General features: G+C 67.4%; 13 protein-coding genes. All 13 read left to right on the top strand.

The window, feature by feature from the left end:
- The first annotated feature begins 56 nt into the window (after window positions 1–56).
- The 13 genes from P3H78_RS21665 to rplW all read left to right on the top strand — a co-directional run bounded on the left by P3H78_RS21665 (window position 57) and on the right by rplW (window position 18,652).
- The gene (locus P3H78_RS21665; protein ID WP_276110744.1) at window positions 57–3,956 is read left to right on the top strand and encodes a DNA-directed RNA polymerase subunit beta'; all 3,900 of its coding nucleotides are present in this window, start codon (window positions 57–59) and stop codon (window positions 3,954–3,956) included.
- A gap of 674 nt (window positions 3,957–4,630) precedes the next feature.
- Window positions 4,631–5,002, top strand: a complete 372-nt coding sequence (gene rpsL / locus P3H78_RS21660) for a 30S ribosomal protein S12 (RefSeq protein WP_003948652.1) — start codon at window positions 4,631–4,633, stop codon at window positions 5,000–5,002.
- Window positions 5,003–5,004: 2 nt separating this feature from the next.
- Complete coding sequence (rpsG, locus tag P3H78_RS21655) at window positions 5,005–5,475, top strand: 30S ribosomal protein S7 (protein ID WP_005481264.1); 471 nt, start codon at window positions 5,005–5,007, stop codon at window positions 5,473–5,475.
- Window positions 5,476–5,514: 39 nt separating this feature from the next.
- Window positions 5,515–7,641 carry an elongation factor G gene (gene fusA, locus P3H78_RS21650; protein WP_276110743.1) on the top strand — a complete coding sequence of 709 codons (2,127 nt, stop codon included), beginning with the start codon at window positions 5,515–5,517 and terminating at the stop codon, window positions 7,639–7,641.
- Between the two features lie 165 nt (window positions 7,642–7,806).
- The gene (tuf, locus tag P3H78_RS21645) at window positions 7,807–9,000 is read left to right on the top strand and encodes an elongation factor Tu (protein ID WP_276110742.1); all 1,194 of its coding nucleotides are present in this window, start codon (window positions 7,807–7,809) and stop codon (window positions 8,998–9,000) included.
- Between the two features lie 367 nt (window positions 9,001–9,367).
- Window positions 9,368–9,703: a hypothetical protein gene (locus tag P3H78_RS21640; RefSeq protein ID WP_276110741.1), complete on the top strand. Its 336-nt coding sequence runs from the start codon at window positions 9,368–9,370 to the stop codon at window positions 9,701–9,703.
- A 53-nt stretch (window positions 9,704–9,756) separates the two neighbouring features.
- Window positions 9,757–11,877 (top strand): hypothetical protein, encoded by a 2,121-nt coding sequence (locus P3H78_RS21635; protein ID WP_276110740.1) that lies wholly within the window; start codon window positions 9,757–9,759, stop codon window positions 11,875–11,877.
- Between the two features lie 734 nt (window positions 11,878–12,611).
- Window positions 12,612–13,178, top strand: a complete 567-nt coding sequence (locus tag P3H78_RS21630; protein ID WP_276110739.1) for a DUF2563 family protein — start codon at window positions 12,612–12,614, stop codon at window positions 13,176–13,178.
- A 1,764-nt stretch (window positions 13,179–14,942) separates the two neighbouring features.
- On the top strand, window positions 14,943–16,112 hold the full coding sequence (gene mycP, locus P3H78_RS21625; RefSeq protein ID WP_276110738.1) for a type VII secretion-associated serine protease mycosin: 1,170 nt from the start codon (window positions 14,943–14,945) through the stop codon (window positions 16,110–16,112).
- A gap of 489 nt (window positions 16,113–16,601) precedes the next feature.
- On the top strand, window positions 16,602–16,910 hold the full coding sequence (gene rpsJ / locus P3H78_RS21620) for a 30S ribosomal protein S10 (RefSeq protein WP_003948644.1): 309 nt from the start codon (window positions 16,602–16,604) through the stop codon (window positions 16,908–16,910).
- A 17-nt stretch (window positions 16,911–16,927) separates the two neighbouring features.
- Window positions 16,928–17,572 (top strand): 50S ribosomal protein L3, encoded by a 645-nt coding sequence (gene rplC, locus P3H78_RS21615; protein ID WP_005481233.1) that lies wholly within the window; start codon window positions 16,928–16,930, stop codon window positions 17,570–17,572.
- A gap of 7 nt (window positions 17,573–17,579) precedes the next feature.
- On the top strand, window positions 17,580–18,233 hold the full coding sequence (rplD, locus tag P3H78_RS21610; RefSeq protein WP_276110737.1) for a 50S ribosomal protein L4: 654 nt from the start codon (window positions 17,580–17,582) through the stop codon (window positions 18,231–18,233).
- A complete protein-coding gene (gene rplW / locus P3H78_RS21605; RefSeq protein WP_276110736.1) occupies window positions 18,233–18,652 on the top strand; it encodes a 50S ribosomal protein L23 in 420 nt (139 codons plus the stop codon). Before rplD ends, rplW begins: the two co-directional genes overlap by 1 nt.
- Window positions 18,653–18,692 lie beyond the last annotated feature (40 nt).

Raw genomic sequence — 18,692 nt, 5'->3', positions numbered from 1 at the left:
CCAGGCCCCCGTTTCAGACCACAGACTTAACGAACACTGAGAGGGATTGACGCATAGTGCTCGACGTCAACTTCTTCGACGAGCTCCGGATCGGCCTGGCCACCGCTGACGACATCCGTCAGTGGAGCCACGGTGAGGTCAAGAAGCCCGAGACGATCAACTACCGCACCCTGAAGCCCGAGAAGGACGGACTCTTCTGCGAGAAGATCTTCGGTCCGACCCGGGACTGGGAGTGCTACTGCGGCAAGTACAAGCGCGTCCGCTTCAAGGGCATCATCTGTGAGCGCTGTGGCGTCGAGGTCACCCGCGCCAAGGTGCGCCGTGAGCGGATGGGCCACATCGAGCTCGCCGCCCCCGTCACCCACATCTGGTACTTCAAGGGCGTCCCGTCGCGTCTGGGCTACCTGCTCGACCTCGCCCCGAAGGACCTGGAGAAGGTCATCTACTTCGCGGCGTACATGATCACGTACGTCGACGAGGAGCGCCGCACCCGCGACCTGCCCTCGCTGGAGGCCCACGTCTCCGTCGAGCGCCAGCAGATCGAGCAGCGCCGCGACGCCGACCTGGAGACCCGCGCCAAGAAGCTCGAGACCGACCTGGCCGAGCTGGAGGCCGAGGGCGCCAAGGCCGACGTGCGCCGCAAGGTCCGCGAGGGCGCCGAGCGTGAGATGAAGCAGCTGCGCGACCGCGCGCAGCGCGAGATCGACCGCCTCGACGAGGTCTGGACCCGCTTCAAGAACCTCAAGGTCCAGGACCTCGAGGGCGACGAGCTGCTCTACCGCGAGCTGCGCGACCGCTTCGGCACCTACTTCGACGGCTCGATGGGTGCCGCGGCGCTGCAGAAGCGCCTGGAGTCCTTCGACCTCGACGAGGAGGCCGAGAAGCTCCGCGAGATCATCCGCACCGGCAAGGGCCAGAAGAAGACCCGCGCCCTGAAGCGGCTGAAGGTCGTCTCCGCGTTCCTGCAGACCTCCAACAGCCCCAAGGGCATGGTCCTGGACTGCGTCCCGGTCATCCCGCCGGACCTGCGTCCGATGGTGCAGCTGGACGGTGGCCGCTTCGCGACCTCCGACCTGAACGACCTGTACCGCCGTGTCATCAACCGCAACAACCGCCTGAAGCGCCTTCTCGACCTCGGTGCGCCCGAGATCATCGTGAACAACGAGAAGCGCATGCTCCAGGAGGCCGTGGACGCCCTCTTCGACAACGGTCGTCGTGGTCGCCCGGTGACCGGCCCCGGCAACCGCCCGCTGAAGTCCCTCAGCGACATGCTGAAGGGCAAGCAGGGCCGCTTCCGTCAGAACCTGCTCGGCAAGCGAGTCGACTACTCGGCGCGTTCCGTCATCGTCGTCGGCCCGCAGCTGAAGCTGCACCAGTGCGGTCTGCCCAAGGCCATGGCGCTGGAGCTCTTCAAGCCGTTCGTGATGAAGCGCCTGGTCGACCTGAACCACGCGCAGAACATCAAGAGCGCCAAGCGCATGGTGGAGCGCGGCCGCACCGTCGTGTACGACGTCCTCGAAGAGGTCATCGCCGAGCACCCGGTGCTGCTGAACCGTGCTCCCACCCTGCACCGCCTCGGCATCCAGGCCTTCGAGCCGCAGCTGGTCGAGGGCAAGGCCATCCAGATCCACCCGCTCGTCTGCACCGCGTTCAACGCGGACTTCGACGGCGACCAGATGGCCGTGCACCTGCCGCTGTCCGCGGAGGCGCAGGCCGAGGCCCGCATCCTGATGCTGTCCTCGAACAACATCCTCAAGCCGGCCGACGGCCGCCCGGTGACGATGCCGACCCAGGACATGGTCCTCGGTCTGTTCTTCCTCACCACCGACGGCGAGCTGCGCGACACCAAGGGCGAGGGCCGGGCGTTCGGCTCCACGGCCGAGGCGACCATGGCCTTCGACGCCGGCGAGCTCGCTCTGCAGTCGTCGATCGACATCCGCTTCCCGGTGGGCACCATCCCGCCGCGCGGCTGGACCCCGCCGGCGCGCGAGGAGGGCGAGCCCGAGTGGCAGCAGGGTGACTCGTTCCGGCTGCGCACGACCCTGGGCCGCGCGCTCTTCAACGAGCTGCTGCCCGAGGACTACCCGTTCGTCGACTACTCGGTGGGCAAGAAGCAGCTCTCCGAGATCGTCAACGACCTGGCCGAGCGCTACCCCAAGGTCATCGTGGCGGCGACGCTCGACAACCTGAAGGCGGCCGGCTTCTACTGGGCGACCCGTTCCGGCGTCACCGTGGCCATCTCCGACGTCGTCGTTCCCGAGGCGAAGAAGGAGATCGTCCGCGGGTACGAGGCGCAGGACGAGAAGGTCCAGAAGCAGTACGAGCGCGGTCTGATCACCAAGGAAGAGCGCACGCAGGAGCTCATCGCGATCTGGACCAAGGCGACCAACGAGGTCGCCGAGGCGATGAACGAGAACTTCCCCAAGACGAACCCCATCTTCATGATGGTTGACTCGGGTGCCCGAGGAAACATGATGCAGATGCGGCAGATCGCCGGTATGCGTGGTCTGGTGTCGAACGCGAAGAACGAGACCATCCCGCGTCCCATCAAGGCCTCGTTCCGTGAGGGCCTGTCCGTGCTGGAGTACTTCATCTCCACGCACGGTGCCCGTAAGGGTCTGGCGGACACCGCCCTGCGTACCGCCGACTCGGGTTACCTCACCCGTCGTCTGGTCGACGTCTCCCAGGACGTCATCATCCGCGAGGAGGACTGCGGCACCGAGCGCGGTCTGAAGCTGCGGATCGCCTCGCGCGACGCCGACGGCGTGCTGCGCAAGGCGGACGACGTCGAGACCAGCGTCTACGCCCGCATGCTCGCCGAGGACGTCGTCATCGACGGCAAGGTGATCGCGCCGGCCAACGTGGACCTCGGCGACGTGCTCATCGACCAGCTCGTGCACCACGGCATCGAGGAGGTCAAGACCCGTTCGATCCTGACCTGCGAGTCCGCCGTCGGCACCTGCGCCATGTGCTACGGCCGCTCGCTGGCCACCGGCAAGCTGGTCGACATCGGTGAGGCGGTCGGCATCATCGCCGCCCAGTCCATCGGTGAGCCCGGTACCCAGCTGACGATGCGTACCTTCCACACCGGTGGTGTGGCCGGTGACGACATCACCCAGGGTCTGCCCCGTGTCGTCGAGCTCTTCGAGGCCCGTACCCCGAAGGGTGTCGCCCCGATCTCCGAGGCCTCCGGCCGCGTGCGGATCGAGGAGACCGAGAAGACCAAGAAGATCGTCATCACCCCGGACGACGGCAGCGACGAGACGGCGTACCCGATCTCGAAGCGCGCCCGGCTCCTGGTCGGCGAGGGCGACCACGTCGAGGTGGGCCAGAAGCTCACCGTGGGTGCCACCAACCCGCACGACGTGCTGCGCATCCTGGGTCAGCGTGCCGTCCAGGTCCACCTGGTCGGCGAGGTCCAGAAGGTCTACAACTCGCAGGGTGTGTCGATCCACGACAAGCACATCGAGATCATCATCCGGCAGATGCTCCGCCGCGTGACGATCATCGAGTCCGGCGACGCCGAGCTGCTGCCCGGCGAGCTGGTCGAGCGCTCGAAGTTCGAGACCGAGAACCGTCGTGTGGTCCAGGAGGGCGGTCACCCGGCCTCGGGTCGTCCGCAGCTCATGGGTATCACCAAGGCCTCGCTGGCGACCGAGTCCTGGCTGTCGGCGGCGTCCTTCCAGGAGACGACCAGGGTTCTGACGGACGCGGCGATCAACGCCAAGTCCGACTCCCTGATCGGCCTCAAGGAGAACGTCATCATCGGTAAGCTCATCCCGGCCGGTACGGGCCTGTCCCGCTACCGCAACATCCGGGTCGAGCCGACCGAGGAGGCCAAGGCCGCGATGTACTCGGCCGTCGGCTACGACGACATCGACTACTCGCCGTTCGGCACGGGCTCCGGCCAGGCCGTTCCGCTGGAGGACTACGACTACGGTCCGTACAACCAGTAAGCGAGCAGCTTGACCGAGGGGCGGTCATCCCGGGAGGGGTGGCCGCCCCTCGGCGTGTCCGGACGACGTCCGTGCGGGGCCCGCCGTCCGGTGCGGGCCCGCCGTCCGGATCGCCGCGGCCCGCGGGCGCGGTCCGCGGGTGGGTGCGGCATGTGGCCGCGGTCCGTGTGGGGCGCGTGACGGGGGCGTCGGCCGCCGGGGCGCGGTGCCGGTCCGCCGGCCGCCGCGGTACGGCTCCCGCGGCTCCCAGGGCCCGCCGGGACGGCTGCCGGCCCGCCTGCGCGAAGAGGTGGGCCCGGCGTTTCCGGGCGTCTTCCGGCCCGTGGCGCGGAGTGCCGGACGGGCCACGGGCCGTCATCCTCTGCGGAACGGAACCGGAGTGAAACCGTGGCGAATCGGTGCGGAAGAGGAACCCGGACAAGTCCGGCGTGTCGGGGTGGGCTCCATTTGTTTTGACCGGAGTCCATGAGGTAGGTACGCTCAGACCTTGTGCCTGGGGTGTGCCCTGGCCCTCGTGCGTGCCTTCAACCGCATGGGGAGCCGCCATCGGACACCGCAATCCGCGCTACTTTCCGCCTCTCGGCGGGACTTGCAGGATTCGACACACCCGACCGCGTGGGTCGGTGACGTTCCAGGTTAGCTTCACCATTCGGCACACAGAAACCGGAGAAGTAGTGCCTACGATCCAGCAGCTGGTCCGGAAGGGCCGGCAGGACAAGGTCGAGAAGAACAAGACGCCCGCACTCGAGGGTTCGCCCCAGCGTCGTGGCGTCTGCACGCGTGTGTTCACGACCACCCCGAAGAAGCCGAACTCGGCCCTGCGTAAGGTCGCGCGTGTGCGTCTGACCAGCGGGATCGAGGTCACCGCTTACATTCCGGGTGAGGGACACAACCTGCAGGAGCACTCCATCGTGCTCGTGCGCGGCGGCCGTGTGAAGGACCTGCCCGGTGTTCGCTACAAGATCATCCGCGGCTCCCTCGACACCCAGGGTGTCAAGAACCGCAAGCAGGCCCGCAGCCGCTACGGCGCCAAGAAGGAGAAGTAAGAATGCCTCGTAAGGGCCCTGCCCCGAAGCGCCCGGTCATCATCGACCCGGTCTACGGTTCTCCTCTTGTCACGTCGCTCATCAACAAGGTGCTGCTGAACGGCAAGCGCTCCACCGCCGAGCGCATCGTGTACGGCGCCATGGAGGGCCTGCGCGAGAAGACCAGCAACGACCCGGTCATCACGCTGAAGCGCGCGCTGGAGAACATCAAGCCGACCCTCGAGGTCAAGTCCCGCCGTGTCGGTGGTGCGACGTACCAGGTTCCGATCGAGGTCAAGCCCGGTCGTGCCAACACGCTCGCGCTGCGCTGGCTGGTCGGTTACTCCCGCGCCCGTCGCGAGAAGACCATGACCGAGCGTCTGCTCAACGAGCTTCTCGACGCCTCCAACGGCCTCGGTGCCGCTGTGAAGAAGCGCGAGGACACCCACAAAATGGCCGAGTCCAACAAGGCCTTCGCGCACTACCGCTGGTAGTCGCTACCCACATCGAGACCGAGAGAAGACTGAAGCCTTATGGCTACCACTTCACTTGACCTGGCCAAGGTCCGCAACATCGGGATCATGGCCCACATCGACGCGGGCAAGACGACGACGACCGAGCGGATCCTGTTCTACACCGGTGTCTCGTACAAGATCGGTGAGGTCCACGACGGCGCTGCCACGATGGACTGGATGGAGCAGGAGCAGGAGCGTGGCATCACGATCACGTCTGCTGCGACCACCTGCCACTGGCCGCTCGAGAACAACGACTACACGATCAACATCATCGACACCCCGGGTCACGTCGACTTCACCGTCGAGGTGGAGCGCTCCCTGCGTGTGCTCGACGGTGCCGTGACCGTGTTCGACGGTGTCGCCGGTGTCGAGCCGCAGTCCGAGACGGTGTGGCGTCAGGCCGACCGTTACGGCGTGCCGCGCATCTGCTTCGTGAACAAGCTGGACCGTACCGGCGCCGAGTTCCACCGCTGCGTGGACATGATCTCGGACCGCCTGGGCGCCCAGCCGCTCGTCATGCAGCTTCCGATCGGCGCCGAGGCCGACTTCAAGGGCGTCGTGGACCTGGTCCGCATGAAGGCGCTCGTGTGGTCCGCCGAGGCGGCGAAGGGCGAGATGTACGACACCGTCGACATCCCGGCCACGCACACCGAGGCTGCCGAGGAGTGGCGCGGCAAGCTGATCGAGGCCGTCGCGGAGAACGACGAGGAGCTGATGGAGCTGTTCCTGGAGGGCGAGGAGCCCACCGAGGAGCAGCTGTACGCGGCGATCCGTCGCATCACCATCGCGTCCGGCAAGTCCAGCGACACCACGGTCACCCCGGTGTTCTGCGGCACCGCGTTCAAGAACAAGGGCGTCCAGCCCCTGCTCGACGCGGTCGTGCGCTACCTGCCGACCCCGCTCGACGTCGAGGCCATCGAGGGCCACGACGTGAAGGACCCCGAGCTGGTCGTCAAGCGCAAGCCGTCGGACGACGAGCCGCTGTCCGCCCTCGCGTTCAAGATCATGAGCGACCCGCACCTGGGCAAGCTCACCTTCGTCCGGGTCTACTCGGGCCGCCTGGAGTCCGGCACCGCGGTGCTGAACTCCGTCAAGGGCAAGAAGGAGCGCATCGGCAAGATCTACCGCATGCACGCGAACAAGCGTGAGGAGATCGAGTCGGTGGGCGCCGGCGACATCGTCGCCGTCATGGGCCTGAAGCAGACCACCACCGGTGAGACGCTCTCGGACGACAAGTCCCCGGTGATCCTGGAGTCCATGGACTTCCCGGCGCCGGTGATCCAGGTCGCCATCGAGCCCAAGTCCAAGGGTGACCAGGAGAAGCTGGGTGTCGCCATCCAGCGTCTCGCGGAGGAGGACCCCTCCTTCCAGGTCCACTCGGACGAGGAGACCGGCCAGACCATCATCGGCGGTATGGGCGAGCTGCACCTCGAGGTGCTGGTCGACCGCATGCGCCGTGAGTTCAAGGTCGAGGCCAACGTCGGCAAGCCCCAGGTCGCCTACCGCGAGACGATCCGCAAGGCCGTCGAGCGCGTGGACTACACCCACAAGAAGCAGACCGGTGGTACCGGTCAGTTCGCCAAGGTGCAGATCGCGATCGAGCCGATCGAGGGCGGCGACGCCTCGTACGAGTTCGTGAACAAGGTGACCGGTGGCCGCATCCCGAAGGAGTACATCCCTTCGGTCGACGCCGGTGCGCAGGAGGCCATGCAGTTCGGCATCCTCGCCGGCTACGAGATGACGGGCGTCCGCGTCACGCTCATCGACGGTGGCTACCACGAGGTCGACTCCTCCGAGCTCGCCTTCAAGATCGCCGGCTCGCAGGCCTTCAAGGAGGCCGCGCGCAAGGCCAGCCCCGTGCTGCTCGAGCCGATGATGGCCGTCGAGGTCACCACGCCCGAGGACTACATGGGTGAGGTCATCGGCGACATCAACTCCCGCCGTGGCCAGATCCAGGCCATGGAGGAGCGGGCCGGTGCCCGCGTCGTGAAGGGCCTCGTGCCCCTCTCGGAGATGTTCGGCTACGTCGGAGACCTCCGCAGCAAGACCTCGGGTCGCGCAAGCTACTCGATGCAGTTCGACTCCTACGCCGAGGTTCCCCGGAACGTCGCCGAGGAGATCATCGCGAAGGCCAAGGGCGAGTAACTCACCCGAGTTCCAGCCCTTAGGCTTGACGCCGGAACCTCGAGGGGCATTCCCCGGATTCCATCCGGAATCCGGCGGAGTGCCCCGGGGATCCGGGCCATCCAGCAAAGATCACCTGGCGCCGATGAAGTAAGGCGTACAGAACCACTCCACAGGAGGAACCCAGTGGCGAAGGCGAAGTTCGAGCGGACTAAGCCGCACGTCAACATCGGCACCATCGGTCACATCGACCACGGTAAGACGACCCTCACGGCCGCCATTACCAAGGTGCTGCACGACGCGTACCCGGACCTGAACGAGGCCACCGCGTTCGACAACATCGACAAGGCGCCCGAGGAGCGTCAGCGCGGTATCACCATCTCCATCGCGCACGTCGAGTACCAGACCGAGGCGCGTCACTACGCCCACGTCGACTGCCCCGGTCACGCGGACTACATCAAGAACATGATCACCGGTGCCGCGCAGATGGACGGCGCGATCCTCGTGGTCGCCGCCACCGACGGCCCGATGCCGCAGACCAAGGAGCACGTGCTCCTGGCCCGCCAGGTCGGCGTTCCGTACATCGTCGTCGCCCTGAACAAGGCCGACATGGTGGACGACGAGGAGATCCTGGAGCTCGTCGAGCTCGAGGTCCGTGAGCTCCTCTCCGAGTACGAGTTCCCGGGCGACGACGTTCCGGTCGTCAAGGTCTCCGCGCTCAAGGCGCTCGAGGGCGACGCCAAGTGGACCCAGTCGGTCCTGGACCTCATGAACGCCGTCGACACCGCGATCCCGGAGCCGGAGCGCGACGTCGACAAGCCGTTCCTGATGCCGATCGAGGACGTCTTCACGATCACCGGTCGCGGTACGGTCGTCACCGGCCGTATCGAGCGTGGTGTCCTCAAGGTCAACGAGACCGTCGACATCATCGGCATCAAGACCGAGAAGACCACCACCACGGTCACCGGCATCGAGATGTTCCGCAAGCTGCTCGACGAGGGCCAGGCCGGTGAGAACGTCGGTCTGCTGCTCCGCGGCATCAAGCGCGAGGACGTCGAGCGCGGCCAGGTCATCATCAAGCCGGGCTCGGTCACCCCGCACACCGAGTTCGAGGCGCAGGCCTACATCCTGTCCAAGGACGAGGGTGGCCGCCACACGCCGTTCTTCAACAACTACCGCCCGCAGTTCTACTTCCGTACGACGGACGTGACCGGCGTGGTGACCCTCCCCGAGGGCACCGAGATGGTCATGCCGGGTGACAACACCGAGATGAAGGTGGAGCTCATCCAGCCCGTCGCCATGGAGGAGGGCCTGAAGTTCGCCATCCGTGAGGGTGGTCGCACCGTGGGCGCCGGCCAGGTCATCAAGATCAACAAGTGAGTCCACTCGCTTGAGGGTCGACTGACCTGAGAGGGTCAATGGCCTGAGGAGGCCCGCACGACTTCGGTCGTGCGGGCCTCTTCGTCGTGTACGGGGTCTCTGCGGGGGCCTCGTCGCGCGGGCGTCAACGAGCGGTGTCAACGAGGGGGTGTCAACACCGGACGGTGAAAGGGCACCGTGACGGACCCGCCCGCCGGGAAGTTGATGTTCTGGAGGGCTGACCGGGACCCGGCGCGGCGGAGGGCGGTGGTGGGCGGTGACCCACGGATCAGGTGGTGGCTTCGGCAGGGGCGCCGGGGCGGCGGGCGTCCCCGGCGGACCCGAGGTACCGGGAGGATCCGGAGCCACCGGAGGACCCGGCGCGCGGGTGTCGCCGGACCTCGCGTCCTCGCCGGCCGAGAAGCGTGCCGCGGCGCAGGCCATCGAGGACCGCATCGAACCGGGAACCCGGCGCGCGGGGGAGTGGGCGGACGAGGACACCGGGTCCGCCGTGCGGGCGTTCGGCGCGCGGGACGGGGACGGCTGGCTGACCTCGGCGGCGCTGGCGCGCACGCACCGCACCTGGGGCGACCAGGTGAAGAACCTGATGGACCGGCTCGGCGCGGACAAGGGCGCCCTCAGGGACACGCACAGGGTGCTGACCGGCACGGATCTCGCGGTCGGCTCGACACTGCGCCGGACGTCGGCGCTCGACCGCTTCTGACGCGGCACGGGAACGGCACGGGAACGGGACGGGAACGGGACGGACAGGCGGGCATGCCGACGTACCACGAGATCATGACCACCGACCTCACCGCGCTGACCACCGCGGCCGCCCGCTGGGAGGGGATGGCGGGCGAGTTCGGGAAACAGGAGACGGCCTACCGCCACGACGTCCACCGCATCACCATGGGCCCGTCGTGGGTGGGCCTGAGCGCCGACGCGGCGAACACCCGCTTCCACGTCACGCTCAAGGAGTTCCAGTACGCGCAGACCGAGGCGAAGGCCGTCGCCTCGCTGCTCCGCGACGCCCACACGCAGCTCGCGGGGCTGCAGAAACGGCTGCGGAGCACCCGGCAGGACGCCGTCGACGCGGGGATGACGGTGTCGGACCGCGGGGTGGTGAGCCGCAGGGAGCCCGTTCCGCCCCCGGGGGCGCAGGCGGGGCCGGACCACGGCGGCGGGCCGCAGGGAGCGGTGTGGCATGGGGCCGTCCCGCACGGGGCCGTCCCGCACGGGGCGCGGACGTCCGTACAGGCGTGGCAGGACCGCATCGACCAGGTGGTCCGGGCAGTCGCGGACGCGGACGCGGGTGTCGGCATCGCGCTGAAGGCGGTCGTGGCCGACGGGGACGTCCTGGCGGGCGGCCGCGGCTTCAACGGCCGCGCCACCGGAGACATCGAGCGGTACGAGGCCGAGGAGGCCGGGACGCTGCTGGCGCGGCTGAGCGGAGGCGGCCGCCTGTCGGGCGGGGAACTCGCCGCGCTGCAGCGCGCCTTCCGCGACAACAGCAGCGATCCGGTCTTCTCCCGCACCCTGCTGGACGGCCTCGGAGTGGCCGGCACGATCAGGCTGACCAACGAAATCGACGACCTCGTCCACGTCCGGCCCGGCGCTCGCGCGGCCGCCTACGCGACCGTCGAGACGGGGCTGGCGGACACGCTCGCCTCGGCCACCAGGGACACCGGGGCGCGGTGGTACCGGCACTGGCGGGAGGACCTGCGACACGCAGGCGTGCAGCGGTACGCGACCGACGCGCAGGGCGTCCGCCTGGACCGGGCGGTCGGCTACCAGTCGCTGGTCACCCTGATGAGGAAGGGCCACGGCTACGGGCGGCCCATGCTGGAGGACCTGACCGACGACATGATCGCGGCGGAGAGGCGGGAGCCCGGAATCTGGAGGCTGAAGGGCGAGTACGCCGGTCGGCGCGACGGCTGGTTCGCCAACGACCCGGTCGACGGAGCGCTCGGCATCATGAGCCGCGACCCGGGCACCGCGGCGCACTACCTGGGCGACGACGCCCGCATGAAGTACCTGATGAAGGACCGCGACTGGAACGTCACCCTTCACGAGCACGGCGGTGGCGGAAAGGGCGGCGAGTACCGAGTCGGCCTCGACGGGGACGACCGCGCGGGATTCGGCGCGGCCCTCCAGGCGGCGGCGACCGGCCTGGACCCCTCCGACCGGCACGCGCACTACGTGGCCCACACCCGGCAGAACGACGCCGTGCTCAGGTCGGCCCTCGGCCACCTCGCGGAGCAGGGCGACGACATGCCCGCGTCGCTGCGCCGCCCGATGGCCGACGTGCTGGTCAACCACGGCGCCACGGTGCACGCGTCGATGAGCGAGATCGACATCGCGAGGTCCCCCCTGAAGCAGGACGACCTGTTCGAGGTCACCAAGCAGATCTCCAAGGACAAGGACGCCTACGGCACCCTGAACGGCGGCCTCAACCAGGCGATGGTCTCGAACCTCCACGCCGACCACCCGACGTCCACGGAGCCACTGGTCCGGGCCGGCCGCACGGTCGGCTTCCTGGAGGAGGCCCGCATCCAGGCCCAGGGCGACCCGAAGACCGCAGCCTTCGAAACGAAGCCGCTCTTCGACAAGGCGATCAGCTACATCCCGGTCGTGAGCGGAAACGTCCAGGAGGGCTTCGACTACGTCACGGACAAGTGGCTGGAGGACGAGCAGAAGAGGCTGGATGAGGAGGGGGAGGAGGAGAATATTTCCCATTTCCAATCCCGGAATGGTCAGCTAACCGCGTTGGCTCAGGAATGGAGTCGGACTCATCGGCTTGGCAGTGAGCCGGACTATGCTCAGCAGGACCTTGTGGAACGGTCTGCAGAGGCTGGAATTCACCATGCACGCGGAATGTCCGGGGAGGTAGCCAAGTGAGGCGCGGTGTTCGGATCGTTCTTCCAGTGGCTTTAGTGGCCGTCCTCGGAAGTGGGTCGTACTTTTGGCATCATCGTGCTATCGGTGGACGAACGACACCTTCCTCTTTGTGTGGGGTCGCTGTGAACCGCAGCTTCTCGGAATCCCTTCTCGGAGACGGCCGTGAATTGAAGCAGCGTAACAATGTCGACCTGTGGAGGCCGAAGCCCTCTGCGTGGTGTCAAGTATCAGTGGACGGACAGGTGCTTCTGTCCATGAGGTTCGCCTGGCATCCGGACAGGGTTAATGTATTGCAGATTGCAGAGTCCAACGACTCCTTGTCTGCGCTCACGGCCCCGGTCTTGCTGAGTTCTGACTACGAGACGGCCCTTGGCGGAAATGGTGCCATCTCGACCATTCCTTGCAAGACGGGTGTCGGATCCTATTTCACCCTATCTGTGCTCTTGGAGAAAAAACGTCCGGGAGGCAGCAAAGGCCGTGCATCCATCGAGAGGTTCATGCGGGCCTACTTTCCGGCGACGGTCAAGACCCTCGGCTGTGCCCGGCGGCCGGGCGGGGAGGCGACCGCGCGACATGAGTAGGAGCGCTCATGCCCGACGTCCAGCGAGCTGGTCGGATGGGACGACCCAGGCCGGTTCCGATCACCGTCGGGATACCCACTTCGGGACTGTCACCGGCCGTAGCTAGAGTGGTCACCGAGACCACCGCTTCCTGAACGCACGGGGGAGGACGCAGTGTTGGAGAGCGATGCCGGATCCGGTGGCGCCACGCCGCCGTCCCTGCTGTCCGGTCTGCCCGGCCTGGCCGACGCGACGCGGGACGCCATCAGCGCCCAGGCCCACATGGCCGCGGAGTACGCGTCGTTCACGAAGTTCCGGAAGCGGATCGACGGCCTGATCCGCGACCTGAAGGGGTCCGACGCCGGTTCGGCCAAGGTCGGTGAGAGCCGACTTGCCCGGCATCAGTTCGGCGGCGGTGGCGGCTCGTGGTCGGAGGCGGCGGGTCTGTTCACGGCGTACCAGACCGTGATCAGCGAGCTGGAGACGCTCTCGAAGCTGCTGTCGGACTCCATGGAGGGCATGGGCATCGTGGTCCTGGCCTCCCACAAGGGCTACGAGAACATCGACGCGGACATCCGCCACCGCATGGCCGCGATCGACGTGGAGACCACGAAGCACTACGGCGGCGAGTACGACCCCTCGCTGCCGGAGAAGACGCGCGAGAAGGCCGATGGTGGCGGGGCCGAGACAGGCCCGACGCATGCCGCGCACCCGCCCAAGGCCGCGGGCGGCGAGATCTGATGTTTGAGACGACGGGGGAGGCCTGATGGCGGGCGGTACCGGTGGCGGTACGTCCTTCGAGAGCATGAGCCACGAGGACATGCTGGCGTGGCTTGACCAGGCCAACTCCGGAGAGGTGCAGGCCGCGGCCGACCGTCTGACCGGGGCCGCGAAGGAGATCCGCAAGATCGCCGAGGAGCTCAAGGTCCGCCCGCAGCGCGTGGACTGGAAGGGTCAGGGCGCGGACGCCTTCCGCACGTGGGCCGGCGACCTCGCCAACTCGACGCACCGACTGGGCGACTTCAGCGAGGGCGCGGGGAAGTGGCTCGGCGAAGCGTCGAACGCGATCGCCACGGCGCAGGTCTCGATCCCCCGTGACGCCAAGGGCGCCCAGGAGAACCTGGCTGCGGCCACGGCGGCTCACAACGATCCCGACTCCGCGGCGATCCGTTCCAAGTCCGCGAGCGAACTCGCCGCGCTGAAGGCCGACCGGGAGAAGGTCCGCCAGGAGGCGGCCGCCCAGATGCGCAAGCTGGGACAGACGTACGATCTATCCACTACGCAGATCAACGCGCTGGAGCGGCCGACATTCCCACCACCTCCGGCGAAGATTGTGCCGGCTGAATTCCGTCACCTCGATGGCCAGCAATCCGTATCCCGGCCCTATGACAGTGGTACCAAATCTTCCTATCCGTCCACGCGACCTGTTGCGGATGCCACCGGGGCGTCGGGACGGGATTCGTCGCGCTGGGATGCAGTCAGTGAGGCTGATGGGCACAGCACTCCCGTCGATAGTCTGCCTGGCCAATCCCCGGACGGTGCTGAGCACAAGGCGCCCGTCCGAATGGCCATTGACTCTGTGGGACCTCAGCCCCACCTTGCCCCCTCACCAGTCCATCCGAGCGACGAACTGCGTAGCCCGGCCAGGCCGGACATCTTGGGCCCGACAAGTTCCGGCCCCAGCAACGTCCCTCCGATCGTGCGCAGCGGCAGGGGGATCCCCGTGGGCACAGCCGAGCCCGGGCGGTTGTCGCCCGGCCTGCCGAGATCGGGTAGTCCCGGGAAGGCCGCCTTCAATCCAGGTGAGGAGGAGGTGGCCTCAAACCGTCTTCCACGGGCGAACGTGACAGGCAGGGTTCTCCATGTTCCCGGCGAGTCCTCTTCAGTACCCACGCGGCCTGTTCCGGGGCGCGCAGGCAACGGCGTGGTCGGCGGTCGCCCAACCGCGCCGGCTACTGGGTCCAAGGCTTCGGCGCTCCCCCGCGGGACTGTCGTCGGTGCAGAGGGGACGACGGGTAGCGGTAGCCCCCAGGGTGGTGCGGCCCGCACAGGTTCGGTGGGGCGGCCGGTAGCTGGTGGCACGAGGAATGGAGCTGGCGGAGAGCGTGGCGCATCTTCGTACGGCAGGGTCACGGGAAGTAGCCCGCAATGGTCTGGGCGTGGCGTGATTGCTTCATCGATGTCCGAGGCCGTGGATGGCCCGGCCAGAACGGGAGCTCCGGTGCGAGGAGGCATTGCGGGAGGAACCCCTGCCGCCGAACCCTCAACGCGGGGACGGAACTCTGTATCCCGTGAGGCTCGAACAATCCCTCCCGGTGAGGCGAACCACAAGGGCAGACGACTCGGCCGTCACGCTGAGGATCGAGGCGCGAGGCAGGAAGAGCATCCCAACGAGTCGCGGAACGGCGGCTGAGGCACGACCCCGAATCAGGCAAGGGAAGACGCATGCTCGTCAGGACAATACGACGTGGCCGTCAGACGGCCCCGCTATCAGCAGCGCTGTGCGTGCTGCTGATAGGTGTGGGCGGCGCACCGGCGTATGCGGAATCCACCCGCGGACAGCAGTGGTTCCTGGACGCCATGAGGGCCGAGGAGATGTGGCGCATCAGCACAGGTTCCGGGATCACGGTCGCTGTGATCGATTCGGGGGTGGATCCGAGCAATCCGGACCTCAAGGGGCGTGTACTGCGGGGCAAGGACTTCGCCACGCGGCAGCCCGGTGACGACCACACCGACTATCAAGGCCATGGCACTGGAATGGCAGGTCTTATCGCCGGGACGGGTGCCTACGACGGGGGCAGGGGAGCTTTCGGCCTTGCGCCCGGCGCAAAGATCCTTCCCATCCGTATGCCCGATGTGAGCAAAGCTCCCAGCGAGGCCGATGCCGCTGTCGAGTTCAACGAATTCGCTCCGAAGGCAATTCGGTATGCGGCGGACGAAGGTGCCCAGATTATCAATATCTCCTTGGGGCAGAGAGAGGATTCGCCGAAGCTGGCGGCGGCAGTGAAATACGCCTTGAAAAAGGGCTCGCTCATTTTTGCGGGAGTCGGCAACAACGGAAACAAGAACAACGAGGTCGAGTATCCCGCTGCGACACCCGGCGTAGTGGGAGTTGCCGCCGTGGGGAGAGATCTGCACAGAACCGCGGAGTCGGAGTACGGCCCTCAGGTGGACATGTCGGCGCCCGGGGACGACATGTTGCACGCATGTGGTGGTGGGACCGGACTCTGCCGATCGCACGGCACCAGTGACGCCACCGCCCTCGTTTCCGCCAGCGCCGCTCTCATCTGGTCGAAGCATCCGACCTGGACGAACAACCAGGTGCTCCGGGTCATGCTGAACACCATCGGTGGTCCCACCGACGGGGCGAAGCGCAATGACGGGATCGGGTACGGCATCGTGCGCCCCCGTATCGCGCTGAAGAACCCGGGGGACCCGGGTCCGGCCGACGTCTACCCGCTCCCCGATCTGGCGGCGGCGGCCTCGTCGTCCCCGCGGCCGGGTGGCCCTGCGTCCAAGGGGTCGGCCGAGGCGGGTGCGAAGAAGACCGAGGCGTCGTCCAAGGGGGATGCGGGCAGCGTCGTGTGGGGCGCCGCGGGCGTCGGTGCGCTGGTGCTCGTGGGCGGGGCCGTCGCGGCCGTGCTCGCCGGCAGGCGTCGGCGCTCCGCCGTGTGACCGTCGGGTCACCTGCCCCGCAGGCGCGGGTGGGTGACCCGACGATCACCCCGTGCGCCACGCCCACCCCGTGCGCAGGGTTTGACCTGCGTCACCCCCGGGGTACCCTCTTCCGCTCGATTGGCCAGTCGGCCTCCCTGTATGGCAGACTGTCCGAGTTGCTCGGTCGAGTGTTGATGCTGCGCGCCTCCCGCCGGGGGGACCGGAAGCGAGTCCCACAGTACTCGTCGCCCAAACTGCCTGATGGCAGCGCTGGGGCGGACGTACGGGAATCTTCCGGGAAGTGTCGGCGCGGCACCGACCAGGCGCCCGGTGGGTCTTCACCCCCGGCTCGCGGTTCCGGAAGGGCCGTGTGCAATCCCGCAGGGATGTTCGATCAAGGGACATCTGTGTCAGCGGGAGAGCGACACGCCCGACCGCGTGGGTCGGAGAAGACGAACGGAACACCGGGTTCCGGAGCGTAAGAAGAGACAGGACTACGAAGTAGCCATGGCGGGACAGAAGATCCGCATCCGGCTCAAGGCCTACGACCACGAGGTCATCGACTCCTCGGCGAAGAAGATCGTCGAGACGGTGACCCGCACTGGTGCGTCGGTCGCGGGCCCGGTGCCGCTGCCCACTGAGAAGAACGTGTACTGCGTCATCAAGTCGCCGCACAAGTACAAGGACTCGCGCGAGCACTTCGAGATGCGCACGCACAAGCGCCTGATCGACATCCTCGACCCGACGCCCAAGACCGTTGACTCCCTGATGCGACTCGACCTCCCGGCCGGTGTCGACATCGAGATCAAGCTCTGAGGCCGGTGATCTGAAAGATGGCTAAGCAGATCAAGGGCATCCTGGGCGAGAAGCTCGGCATGACGCAGGTGTGGGACGAGAACAACCGTGTTGTTCCGGTCACCGTCGTCAAGGCCGGCCCCAACGTCGTCACCCAGGTCCGCACGAACGACGTCGACGGCTACGAGTCCGTCCAGATCGCGTTCGGCGAGATCGACCCGCGCAAGGTGAACAAGCCCCTCAAGGGGCACTTCGCCAAGGCCGACGTCACCCCCCGCCGCCACCTCGTCGAGATCCGCACCGCGGACGCCTCCGAGTACACGCTGGGCCAGGAGATCTCCGCTGAGGTCTTCGAGGCCGGCGTCAAGGTGGACGTGACCGGCAAGAGCAAGGGCAAGGGCTTCGCCGGTGTCATGAAGCGTCACAACTTCAAGGGCCTCGGCGCCGGACACGGCACCCAGCGCAAGCACCGCTCGCCCGGTTCCATCGGTGGCTGTGCCACCCCGGGCCGCGTGTTCAAGGGCCTCCGCATGGCGGGTCGCATGGGCAACGAGCGGGTCACCACCCAGAACCTGACCGTCCACGCCGTTGACGCGGAGAAGGGTCTGCTGCTCATCAAGGGCGCGGTTCCCGGTCCGAACGGCGGCCTCGTCCTGGTCCGCACCGCGGCCAAGGGGGCCTGAGGTACCGATGAGCACTGTTGACATCCTTTCGCCTGCGGGCGAGAAGACCGGTAGCGTCGAGCTCCCCGCGGAGATCTTCGGCGTGGAGAAGATCAGCATCCCGCTGATCCACCAGGTCGTCGTCGCGCAGAACGCCGCTGCCCGCCAGGGCACGCACAAGACCAAGCGTCGCGGTGAAGTCCGTGGTGGCGGCAAGAAGCCGTACCGCCAGAAGGGCACCGGTCGCGCCCGTCAGGGCTCGACCCGCGCACCGCAGTTCGCCGGTGGTGGCGTCGTGCACGGTCCCGTGCCGCGCGACTACTCGCAGCGGACCCCGAAGAAGATGAAGGCCGCGGCCCTGCGCCACGCCCTCACCGACCGGGCCCGCCACAGCCGTATCCACGTCGTCTCCGGCGTGATCGAGGGCGAGATCTCCACCAAGGCCGCCAAGACGCTGTTCGGCAAGATCAGCGAGCGCAAGAACCTGCTGCTCGTCGCCGAGCGCTCGGACGAGGCCGCGTGGCTGTCCGCCCGCAACCTGCCCCAGGTCCACATCCTGGAGCCGGGCCAGCTGAACACGTACGACGTTCTCGTCTCGGACGACGTGGTCTTCACCCAGGCCGCTTTCGAGTCCTTCGTGTCTGGCCCCAAGGCCGCTGACACCGAAGGGAGCGAGGCCTGATGGCTACGCGTCACCCGAGCATTGCCTCGAAGGCGGCCAAGGCCGCCAAGGCCGCGCGCGTCGCCAAGGCGCGTCGCCACGCCACCGAGGGCAAGAACACGGTCGAGACCCCGCTGAGCAAGTCGTACACGGACCCCCGTGACGTCCTGCTGAAGCCGGTCGTCTCCGAGAAGAGCTACGCGCTTCTCGACGAGAACAAGTACACGTTCATCGTCGACCCGAACGCCAACAAGACCCAGATCAAGCAGGCCGTCCAGGCGGTCTTCGACGTCAAGGTCACCGGGGTCAACACGATCAACCGCCAGGGCAAGCGCAAGCGCACGAAGACCGGCTTCGGTCAGCGTGCCGCCACCAAGCGCGCGATCGTGACCCTCGCCGAGGGCGACCGTATCGACATCTTCGGCGGTCCGACCGCCTGAGGGCGGTCCGGATCGTCCGATATCGGACGAGGACTGAGAA

The organism is Streptomyces tropicalis, assembly GCF_029269835.1.
Taxonomy (GTDB): Bacteria; Actinomycetota; Actinomycetes; order Streptomycetales; family Streptomycetaceae; genus Streptomyces; species Streptomyces tropicalis.
Note: the sequence above shows the minus strand (reverse complement) of the source record. Positions and strands in the feature narration are given on the sequence as shown.